Here is a 10432-nt window from a genome sequence, read left to right as displayed (position 1 = left end):
ATCATGGCTGGTGTGGGCGCCACGACCTCGCCCTCAAGCTCGCCGCCAAAATCGGGCCTTCTGCCGTCATCCTCCCGGCGACCGCGAAGTAGGCTCACGGGGCGGCAGGGGATGACCCGCCGCCCCCGCTCTTCTCAACTCAACCCAGGATCAGCACCATGGCCGCCGCCGCGAAATCGAGTAGTGTCTCGGTTTGAATTTAGAAGCCGATTCCGGTGAGCGATGTGCAATAGCTGCATCTGCTCGAACAGCTCCAGAAGCTCTTCGGCCAGGTCCGCCCTAAAACCCTTTTGGTGGATGTAGGCGACAATCTCTCGCTGGCGCGCAAGGTGTCGCTCGCCTAGGAGCACATGCTGCTCCAGCATCGCCAGAACTGTTTCAGTCATCACTTGAGCGATAGCAGCTTTCTCGGGTTTTTTGTAGGCCCTCGTGTCCCGGCTCCCTCGCCAGTGGCATTGCCGGCGATATCACCGACCTACCTCGCTCACTCGGCTGACTCCGAAAAAGATCACGTCTTAAGCGTTTGCGTATTGCAACCATGATATTCGCCATGTATATAAATGTTGTCGAAACGCAAACGAGGCCGAAGCCAATGCACTACTTCTCTTCCCGCGCCTCCTGCCCGAACCGGGCGAAGCTCGCCTTGATGACGAAAGAGGCCGCCGCTGATTGGGCCGCCTCGGCCTCGACCGAGTGCTCGGAAGTGTCCCGCCTCGCCGAAATGGAAACGTTCTTCAACCTCACCCGCGCCGAAACCAGTGCGCTGCACCGGGCCGCCGTGGACGCCCGCGTCGCCGCTCGCTTCGCGAACTAAGGGGACTGACATGGTGAACTTTGACGACCTCGATACGGACCCGCTGACCTCGGCCCCGGTGCCGGTTGTCACTGCCGCCGAGATCCGCGCCGCCGCTCACATGCAAAACGGTGGCGACGCGACGTTCGATTGCCCGAAGTGCGGGGGCTCCGGTGTCTGGCGCGGTGGCCGCGCGGTCCGGCCGTGCTTCTCATGCAAAGGCATTGGCAAGGTGTCCAAGGGTGTTGTCGCCGCCGCCAAGGGCAGGGTGACGCGGGCCGCGAACCTCGCCGCTGACAAGGCCGCGTTTGAGGCAGCGAACCCGGACCTGATGAAAGGCCTTCGGGAAATCGCGGGCTGGCATCGCTTCGCCGGTGAACTGCTTTCCAAGTTCGAACAGTACGGCGAGCTTACCGCCGGCCAGGTCAACGCCGCGTTGAACACCCTCGCCGAGGTGAAGCGGAAGCGCGAGGAAAAGGCGGCGGCTCGAGCCTTGGAAACTGCTGATAGGTCCGGCGAGGTCGGCGTTGAACGGATCAACGCGCTGTTCGCCACCGCCATGGAGTCCGGCCTCAAAAAGCCGCTGTTCCGCACCGAACGCCTCACGATCAAGCCGGCAAAGCTTCACCCTGGCACCCTCTACGTGACCGACAAGGCGGCCGGCGGCGAATACGTGGGCAAGATAGTCAACGGCCAGTTCATGGCCCGCCGCGAAGCCGCCCCGGACACCCTAGCGCTGCTTTGCGCCATCGCAGCGGACCCGCTGAAAGCCGCCACCGACTACGGCCGGTCCACCGGGGTGTGTGGCTGTTGTGGCCGCGAGCTTACCGACCCGGATTCAGTCGAGGCCGGCATCGGCCCGATTTGCGCAACCAAGTGGGGCCTTTGAGCCCCACGCCTTCCCGCTGAAAAGGATCAACTGCAATGGGAAAGACTACCCCGAAAGAAATGACGGTCTCCGAGGTCGACGCCGCCGAGCGCGCTTTGCTCGCCTCAAAGGTCCGCAACGTGCTGATACGGGAATGCATGCGGATCGGCGATGACGGCAACCCGGAAACCGCCGGCCTTCTCGCGAAGGCGGTTCGCGACCTCACCTACGATCAGATTTTGCGCATGCGCCGCGCCATCCTGGGGGCATAACATGAAAGCCTGTCTGAAAGAACCGTGCAACGAATGCCCGTGGCGCCGCAAGCATCCGGCGGGATGGCTCGGCGGCTACGCGCCGGAAGACTTCACCACGCAAGTGCAGTTCGATGGCCCGCCGTTGCCGTGCCACAAGACAATCCCGCCGGGGGGCGAGGCGAAGGCAATGTGCGCCGGTGCTCTGATCTTCATGCGAAACAGCTTCAAGAGCGCCCAACACCCTGACTATGGCGACGCACTCAAGACGGTGGAGCGGGACGTCGAAAACGTCTTTCAGTGGCCGCACGAATTCCTCGCCCATCACAAAGACCGCGAGGGCTGGCTTAAGAGAGTGGTCGAGCAAAGGGGGCAGGAATGACCGAACGCCCGTTGCGGCACCCAGGCCGTGCCCTACTTGTCGTTTTGCCGGCAATGATCTTTCTCGGCATTAATTCGGCTTCCGAATGGCTGGCGCATCACTCCGCGCGAGCTTTCGACGGCCTACTGACATGGGCTGGATACGACCTATGAACGATGAAGAGCGGCGCGCCGCTTGGGCCGCGCTCCGCATGATCGGCGAGGCAGTCGGCGAACTGTTCGGCCCGCAAGCCTCAATGCAAAGCGAGGACACGATTGGCCCCGAGTTCCACGATTACGCCGAGGCCGTCATAGAGGCGCTGCAAAGGGTCGCAGCTCGCAAATAGTCAGCGGTTGCCCTTCTCTACTTCAGGGCGGTGAATAACCGGCGCCGCAGACAAGTTTTTTTGTATTAGCGTGATGTAATAGACATCAGTTCTGCAACGCCAACTGTTAAAAATGCTGCGTCGGCTCGCAATCTTAGTTGCACGGTTAATAATTCGTGATAGAAGCCTTGTCGGGCTTAGCAACCTACCCCGACGAGACTGAGGGCGCGACAACGCCCGAGAGTGCGCTCGCTTAGCGCCGCCGCACAACCCTGCCTATCCGGCCGGGGGCGGCGCATGTATGTTCAAGCCGCCGGGCTAAAGGTGCGTCGGCTTGTCGTCTCGATGTCGTACAAAATGTACTATTGATTTCGTGCGGATTGTACGTTCTAATTTCGTTCTCACTTCTGTTCGGAATCAATTCAGCATGAAACGCCGCATCAAACTCGCTCTATCCGCTTTCACCAAACAGCCGCTCGCCGAATGCTCGGCGCCACGTATCGAGGTGAGGCCTCGGGCCTCCGTCCCCCGTCCCCTCTACATCGCCACCGGGCGAACCTACCGGGCTAGGAACGGCGCCAGGATAGGCCCGCTTCGCCCCTTCCGCGACGAGGAAGACGGCCCCCACAAGGATGAGGTCGGTCGGTCCGCATGGTTCTACGCCGAAGGTATCGGCGCCTTTGATCGCTTCGGTCACTACCTATCCGGCCACGCTGGGGAAAGCCCCCTGGATTGCGCGGCAGAGTGGACACCAGCCCAAATCATCGCTTTCGATCAATTCTCTATCGTAGCGCCTTTCCTATCCCACTAAGCAGAGGGAATCATGATCCAGCTACCGCAATCCGCCCCGCTGCCGTGGGCGATCAAAGAAAGCGCAGGCGTCGCTTCCCTGGTTGACGCCAACGGCGAGCCCGTCATCACCTCGGACGACGAGGGGTTCGTCGCCCCTTCCGAGGTGTGGGCTTTCATCCTGGCCGCCGTCAACGCCTATGCCTATGACCGCCGCCGCAACAGCGCCGGGGTGCTGATGCCTAAGCGACCGGAATTGGCGATGGATACCGCCTTTGTCGGCTACCTCAACGAATGCGAAGAGAAAGACATGATGCCCACCATAGCGGCGCTATGGCCCCGCTTGGTCGACGCTGCTTTGAGACGATAGAGCAGCGTCGCGGCCCTACCAAATAATGCGACCTCTCCCTAAGTTCACCCTATGGCGCACGACAGGTTTGAGCTGAAGAGAGACCACAAGGGGTGGACTGTAGTCGACCGACACACCGGCCAGCCGGCTGAGCCCGAGGGTCGCCCTGCGGTGGGCCTGGAACTGACCTATGCGACCGATATGGTGATCCTCCTCAATTCCGCAGACCTGAAGCGCAGGATCACCCGAGGGCAAATCGTGTAAACCCGTGGCCGGCACTCCCATCGGCGGCGCCGTTCGAAACTATACAAAGTCGCTTGCCCGCATCCCCCAAATCGCCATACACAAATGGGCAGTTGGGGGAGGCATGGAATGTCGCATAAAGCACCAGGTAGGCATCAGTGCACCGGACTTACGAGCCCAATAACGGGAAGGGATCTTGGCAAGCACATGGACATGCTGCTGATGCTCGGCAGGGGCGCGGTTAAGGTATTGCGATCCAACGATCTGGTTGCCGACCATGGCTAACGAACGAGTCACAGAGGACGCGGTTCGCGATCATTTCAAGAATGATCCTCTGTTCAGCGTGATCAAGTTAGATGAGCAAAAGGCTTCGGTCGCAAAGGCTAAACGATGCCTGGCTACCGCTTCAAAGAAGATGACCGGGAAGGGTGGATCGCCTGAGTTCATCATCACCTTTCCATCTCTTCCGGACGACATCATCGTCGTTGAGTGCAAGGCGGACTCAAAGTTTCACCAAAGCGATGCCGGAGACAATCCGAGCGCCTTCGCCGTTGACGGTGCGCGACATTATTCAGCTTTTCTATCCAAAGAGTACAATGTGGTTTCCATTGCTGTCAGTGGCGACCCAGGAAAATTGAAGATTTCCAGCTTTTATCAAAAGATGGGGCAGCCTGAGATCACGGAGGGTAAGGCGGACCTGCTGGATATCTTCTCTTACATCACGCTCTTTAAAGGCGAGGCGCAGGCACAAAATATCGAATCGGCAGAAATCACAAAGACCGCCATCGATCTGAACAAGGAACTGAATGACTATTCCATAGTGGAATATGAGCGATGCACGTTGGTGAGCGCCATCTTGCTTGCGCTGCAAAATGCGGCGTTCAAGGCATCCTATAGGGAGCAGGCATACAAGGTCCAAGCCAAAACCAAGTTGCACTTGCCTACCCCTGAGCGGCTGGCTGACTTCATCGTGATCAGCATTAACAATGTGCTGAAAGACGCCGATATCGATGGCGAGCGTGTGACGTCCATGATCGGGGAATATGAGAAGATTAAGAATCATTCCATTGCCAAATCGCCCCTCATCAAAAAGAAAAAAGCGTCCGAACAGCAGGACAATTATGTCCTACGCGACATTGCGGAGCGGCTGGAAAAAACCGTTCTCCCCCTGATCACGCTGGGTGACAAAGGATATGATGTCCTGGGGCGCTTTTATCGAGAGTTCATCAGATACGCGGGTACGGACAAGAAAACTGGTTTGGTGCTCACCCCCCAGCACATTACCGAGTTTTTCTGTGACGTGGTCAATCTCAATGTGAATGACGTTGCCTTCGATTCCTGTTGCGGTAGCGGTGGATTCTTGATCTCAGCTATGAAGCGTATGCTTGAGATTGCTGCCACGGACCAGAAGAAGCGCCGGGCAATTAAAGAACATCAGTTGGTTGGCATCGAGCGTCGCACCGACATGTTTACCTTCGCCTGCTCCAACATGATGATGAGCGGGGATGGAAAATCTCACATCTATCAAGGCGACTCGTTCGCTACCGAAATTATCGACAAGGTGCGCGGCTTCAAGCCCACGGTAGCTTTCCTCAACCCTCCTTACGATGTTGGTGAGGACGGGCAGCTGGAGTTTATCGAGAACGCGCTCAACTGCCTTCAGCCTGGAGGCCGTTGCGCTGCCATTGTGCAGATGAGTTGCGCGACCTCATCTGGTGCGCGGGCCGTGTCAGTACGGGAACGGCTGCTAGCCAGCCACACTTTGACGGGCGTATTTTCGATGCCCGACGACCTATTCCACCCCGTCGGTGTGATCACTTGCGTCATGACCTTTGAAGCTCACAAACCCCATCCCAAGGGCTACAAGACGTTCTTTGGATATTTCAAGGATGATGGTTACGTAAAAACCAAGCATATGGGTCGCGTTAACAAAGGTTCATGGGAAAAGATCAGAGAAACCTGGCTTGACGCTTATGTAAACCGTGAGAAGAAAAGCGGGTTGAGCGTGTTGCAGCCAGTCGCCGCAGGTGACGAGTGGTGTGCAGAAGCATATATGGAAACCGATTATTCTAAGATCACTCAGCAAGACTTTATTAGGGTTGTGAGAGACTATGCGATCCACAAGCTTACGCTGGAAACGCTATAATGCAGGCCGTGTCCAGCATTTTTGATATCCGGTACGGCCATTCGCTGGAATTGAACGCACTTGAACAAACCAGTCCAAAGGAGGGCGTCGCGTTTGTTTCAAGGCAGAAAGGTAGCAACGGCATATCAGCCTATGTTACGCCGCTAGCCGATGTGGACCCTGCTCCAGCGGGCGAAGTCACCTGTGCACTGAGTGGGAATGGTGTCTTGACCACTTGCTTACAAGAGGCCCCGTTCTACACCGGGTTCCACGTTGCCATTTTAAAGGCGAAAGTGGCCCTCACCAAGCAGCAAATCTTATACTACTGCGCTTGCATCAGACAAAATAGATATCGATACAGTTATGGGCGCCAGGCCAACAAAACCCTAGCAAAATTGCTCATACCCTCACCGAGTGAAATTCCCTCTTGGGTGAGCAGCACCGATTTGGACCAGATCAAAGACGCTGGCAAGCCTGCCCTTGCTGTGCAGCCTCCGACCATCGACCCCCAGAAATGGAAAGAATTCCGATACGACGCCCTTTTTGATATCAAGAAAGGAAACCGTCTAACCAAAGGCGACATGACCGCCGGGAACACCCCTTTCATCGGCGCAATAGACTCGAACAATGGCTACCGGCAATTTATTAGCGCGAGCCCGAACCACTCGGCAGGTACGATCACTGTTGCATACAACGGCAATGGCGTCGCAGAGGCGTTTTATCAAGACGCTCCGTTTCGTGCGTCTGATGACGTGAATGTCCTCTATCCTAAATTCGACATCAACAAATATGTGGCCCTGTTCATCTGCGCACTTATTCGTCAGGAAAAATTCCGCTTCAATTATGGTCGAAAATGGCATCTAGCCAGGATGAAGGAGGCGATCATTCGCCTTCCTATCACGCCCAGCGGCGACCCTGACTGGGCCTTCATCGAGGGATACATAAAATCGCTTCCTTACAGCATGAGCATCAAGGCAGCTTAGAGGGAAGAACGAGGGCGAGGGGGCGGCGTTGTATTTCAATGATGATTGGCTTGATTACTTTACCGCAGATGTCGTGCGATCCAATTCGCTGTCGAAGGGACTTTGATTAGCTCACCACTCGGCGACGTCGACCCCGCCATCGGGCCGGAAGGTCAAACGGTACTGGAAATCGCCGAACACGTTGTCAGTGCCGTCATCCGGCCCGCACCAAACCTTCACCACGTTGCCGCGAGCGGTGGCCGGCTTCGCCGATGCCATCTTGACGAGAGGGCAATTGAAGCCCTTCCCCTTGATCAAAGCGGTCGTGTCTTTGACCATCACCGGGGTTAGCTCGATTTGAACCGCGAGTGCGGGCGTAGCTATAAACGAGCCGAGCGCGGCGACAGCGAGGATCTTTTTCATACCGCGAGGTCTAGCGTCGTTTCGGCCAGGTCCGCAAGCCTGGCGCGCTCTAGCGCCGGTTCTAGCAGCCGCAAGACCGCTCCGCGCTTTTTCGCCTTTAAAGACAAGTCTCCGTCCAGGCCGACCTCATGGAGCCAAGTTCCCCGCCATTCGCAATATGCCTGCCTGAGTTCGGCTCCCGGCAAAACTGCGAATGAAGTGATCGGCCGTTGCGGCACGGTGTTAGGGTCCGTGTGGCGGTAGAGCACGTTCCAATTTGCACCGCCGGTATCTAGGGGATGGTTGGCGAACCAGTCCAGTCCGAAATCCAGAGGCTCGCGGCCGACCGCATCAAATCGAAAGAAGCAATAGCCAGCCCAGAGAAACCACCGCGCGCCTGCCCAACGCAGATCGCCGTGAAAGGCCGCGTCTTTAAGGGGTTCGAAGGGGTCGCATGGCTGTGTCGGGAAAAGATCCTGGTCAAGGAAGCCGAATGCAGCCGGCGCGGCCGGCTTCAGAATGTTATGCCACATCCAATTCATTGCAGCGCCATGGGAACGGCTGGCATTTCTTGCTGTCCATGGATTGACAGGCAGTCTGACATAGACGGCGCCATGTCTCGCGCACACTTGCTCGTTCTCATTGGCGGCCGCTTCGCCGACGCTGTTGTCGGCAATGATGTGCAGATCGTGGCGAACCAATCCCCGCGTCAGTCGCAACTGCAAATCTAGGCATTGAGCATCGCTGAATGCTATGGTCAGCAGTACACGCCGGTCCCGAGCGGCGGCGCGGATAGTCTGGATGTCGCCTTTCCTTGCTCTTTGCCACAGAAACCGTGCGTCAGTAGCTCTATAGCGAATAGATTTATATGCATGGGTGATGGGCCGAAGGCGGCTCCAATCCTGCAATTTGTACTCTCGTAATCTGATCATGGCGGCAGCTCTTAGCCTCCAATGGCAGCGCCCGCAACAATTCCGTAGGGCGGCACGTCCTTTGTGACAACCGAGCCCGCCCCATTCGAGCGAATTGGTTGCGGGGGGCGGATTTGAACCGCCGGCCTGTCGGGCATGAACCGACCGCGCTACCGGGCTGCGCTACCCCGCGAGAAGGCCACTAAGCCCGAGTCGTTTGCGTTTCGTCAACGCTCGCAACGAAAAAACCCGGCATCGCTGCCGGGTTTCGAGACATAGTGTAATCGGGCGCGATCAGGTCGCCCACGGCACCGCGAAAGTTCGATGCCAGGCGGCGGCGCGGGGTTTGAAACGGTAGACGGCAAAGGTAGCGGCGACGGTACGCTTGGCGCCAAGCGTGGCGGGGTTTCGCGCCATGTCTTCCGAAGCCCGCATGATCGCGAAATCGCCGGGAACCGACAGGATGGGCGGGGCCGGTACTTCGTGCTTCATGCTGGCGACCGTGACAGTGGCGAACTCGGCGGCCGGTGCAGCGCATGCCGAAAAGGCGAGGCAGCAGGCGGCAAAGATAGCAGACACGAGAAAGCTTCTCTTGAGCATCTTGGTTCCCCGTTTCATCAGTCTCAAAAAGGCGGCCCGCCCTGGGAGGTCTAATAGATCGGGCCGCAACATCACGATAATCAACGAGTCGTTTGCATTTTGTCAACGCTCAATCCGCATCTTCGCCGGGCTCGCGCTCGCCGAGCAACGCGTTAAGCGGGACCGTCACAAACGGCGTATTGATCCCGCTGGAAAAGTAGCGGTTCCCTTTGCCTGGCACGGCGCCAGGTATCGCCTTTAAGATGTCTCGATACTTGGTGGCGCCCCATTCCGTATTTTTCAGGATCAAGCGTTTGAAGCTTTCGTGCGACGTGGTGATGTCCACGACCATGCCTTCCGGCCCGCGCCACACCCGCATGCCGAGGCGCGCCAGGGCTGAGACCGCCGACCCCTTTTTCTTGTTCGGTTCCTGGCCGCCGTAGCCGTCATTAAGCGGCATCATGTCGGCGGCGAACGCCGCCAATTCCAAAAGCTCGCCAATGGTTCGCTCCCACGTTCCGCCCTCGGGCGTGTTGTGCCGCACCAAGTAGCCGGTGACATGCTGCAAGAACCGCTCGGAGTCCTTGGTGGCACCCTTCGCGGTGTGATCCGTCCAGTCATTGGCGCGAAGCCATTTCAACGCCTCTTCGACCGTCACCGGCTTGGTGGTGTTGAGAAGGTAGGCGCCGGCCAGCATAGGCCCGAGCTGGTCGCCGAGGCGTTGCGCCCCGAGGTGCAGCGTTGCCGCCACGGTGAACACGTCCACATAGGCCCGAAGCGTCGGAAGGTTTAAGATTGTGCGGGCGAGAAGGCGCTTTGAGAAGTTCGGCGTAAGCAATCCAACGATGTCGGAAAGAAGCTTTTCATAGTGCTTTTTGTTGGCCGCCTTCTCTTCCGGCGTGTCTTGTGACGGGTCTGCGAGCGACAATTGCGTGATGCGGGTTTCGTCCGCGTAGCCTTCAATCTGAGTGAAGATGGACGCGAAGACGAACATTGAGCGAGCCCGGAAGCCCTTCGTTTTCTGGCCGGCGGTGCCCTTCAAAATGAGCCCGTCATTTTCCGATGCGGCGACGCGGGCGAGGTCCATAATTGCCCGGATGCGGTTTTGATTGTTCTGATCCTTCGGCTCGACTTCGTCAAAGATGATGGGTAGCGCATCCATGCCGAGGGCGCCGCGCACGCCGGCCTCGGTCGTGTTGCCGACAACGCTCAACGCGGTTTCGCCGAGGCAGCGCTTTATGATCTTGTCCATCACGGTCGACTTGCCCGAGCCCGCCGGGCCATTCACCCAGACATGCGGGCGCCATTTCAGGAAGCCGCACACCGGCGCCACGACGCACCATCCCGCCAGCAAGTAGCCGGACAGCGGGGAAGCCCACCGAAGGCTCTTGCAAAGCTCTAACAGGCGCCGCGCTTCGGCGGTGGAAACAGGTTCGTCGACCCCCACCGCCAGGGCTTCGCCTTCGTCATAGAC

The 10432-nt window shown here is 58.1% G+C and carries 13 protein-coding genes and 1 tRNA gene; 8 read left to right on the top strand and 6 right to left on the bottom strand.

All coding sequences use genetic code 11. The features are described from left to right. Positions 1–134: 134 nt before the first annotated feature. The gene (locus EOA27_RS08440) at positions 135–386 is read right to left on the bottom strand and encodes a hypothetical protein (RefSeq protein WP_189561984.1); all 252 of its coding nucleotides are present in this window, start codon (positions 384–386) and stop codon (positions 135–137) included. Between the two features lie 206 nt (positions 387–592). Here EOA27_RS08440 and EOA27_RS08435 point away from each other — a divergent pair, with 206 nt between their 5' ends. The 8 genes from EOA27_RS08435 to EOA27_RS08400 all read left to right on the top strand — a co-directional run bounded on the left by EOA27_RS08435 (position 593) and on the right by EOA27_RS08400 (position 7087). Beyond that, a complete protein-coding gene (locus tag EOA27_RS08435; protein ID WP_127255943.1) occupies positions 593–814 on the top strand; it encodes a hypothetical protein in 222 nt (73 codons plus the stop codon). Positions 815–824: 10 nt separating this feature from the next. Beyond that, positions 825–1682, top strand: a complete 858-nt coding sequence (locus EOA27_RS08430) for a DUF6011 domain-containing protein (protein ID WP_127255941.1) — start codon at positions 825–827, stop codon at positions 1680–1682. A gap of 35 nt (positions 1683–1717) precedes the next feature. Beyond that, positions 1718–1933, top strand: coding sequence for a hypothetical protein (locus EOA27_RS08425; RefSeq protein ID WP_127255939.1), 216 nt, complete (start codon positions 1718–1720; stop codon positions 1931–1933). Position 1934: 1 nt separating this feature from the next. After that, positions 1935–2294, top strand: a complete 360-nt coding sequence (locus EOA27_RS08420; protein ID WP_127255937.1) for a hypothetical protein — start codon at positions 1935–1937, stop codon at positions 2292–2294. 148 nt (positions 2295–2442) lie between these two features. Further along, a complete protein-coding gene (locus tag EOA27_RS40540) occupies positions 2443–2619 on the top strand; it encodes a hypothetical protein (RefSeq protein ID WP_189561983.1) in 177 nt (58 codons plus the stop codon). An 802-nt stretch (positions 2620–3421) separates the two neighbouring features. Continuing rightward, positions 3422–3757 (top strand): hypothetical protein, encoded by a 336-nt coding sequence (locus tag EOA27_RS08415; protein ID WP_127255935.1) that lies wholly within the window; start codon positions 3422–3424, stop codon positions 3755–3757. A gap of 499 nt (positions 3758–4256) precedes the next feature. Further along, complete coding sequence (locus EOA27_RS08405; protein ID WP_127255931.1) at positions 4257–6125, top strand: N-6 DNA methylase; 1869 nt, start codon at positions 4257–4259, stop codon at positions 6123–6125. Continuing rightward, positions 6125–7087 carry a restriction endonuclease subunit S gene (locus EOA27_RS08400; protein ID WP_127255929.1) on the top strand — a complete coding sequence of 321 codons (963 nt, stop codon included), beginning with the start codon at positions 6125–6127 and terminating at the stop codon, positions 7085–7087. The genes EOA27_RS08405 and EOA27_RS08400 overlap by 1 nt, the downstream gene beginning before the upstream one ends. Positions 7088–7198: 111 nt before the next feature. Here EOA27_RS08400 and EOA27_RS08395 read toward each other — a convergent pair whose 3' ends face one another. The 5 genes from EOA27_RS08395 to EOA27_RS40535 form a co-directional block, all read right to left on the bottom strand. Further along, positions 7199–7489, bottom strand: a complete 291-nt coding sequence (locus EOA27_RS08395; RefSeq protein WP_127255927.1) for a hypothetical protein — start codon at positions 7487–7489, stop codon at positions 7199–7201. Further along, positions 7486–8400, bottom strand: coding sequence for a hypothetical protein (locus tag EOA27_RS08390; RefSeq protein ID WP_127255925.1), 915 nt, complete (start codon positions 8398–8400; stop codon positions 7486–7488). Before EOA27_RS08390 ends, EOA27_RS08395 begins: the two co-directional genes overlap by 4 nt. Before the next feature lie 95 nt (positions 8401–8495). Beyond that, positions 8496–8572: transfer RNA gene (locus EOA27_RS08385), tRNA-Met, on the bottom strand. Positions 8573–8673: 101 nt separating this feature from the next. Next, positions 8674–9063 (bottom strand): hypothetical protein, encoded by a 390-nt coding sequence (locus EOA27_RS08380; protein WP_127255922.1) that lies wholly within the window; start codon positions 9061–9063, stop codon positions 8674–8676. A gap of 25 nt (positions 9064–9088) precedes the next feature. Then, the coding region (locus EOA27_RS40535; protein ID WP_189561982.1) for a hypothetical protein at positions 9089–10432 on the bottom strand (1344 nt) is incomplete at its 5' end.

The organism is Mesorhizobium sp. M2A.F.Ca.ET.037.01.1.1, from assembly GCF_003998075.1.
Classification (GTDB): Bacteria; Pseudomonadota; Alphaproteobacteria; order Rhizobiales; family Rhizobiaceae; genus Mesorhizobium.
This window is presented reverse-complemented; position numbering and strand designations above follow the sequence as displayed.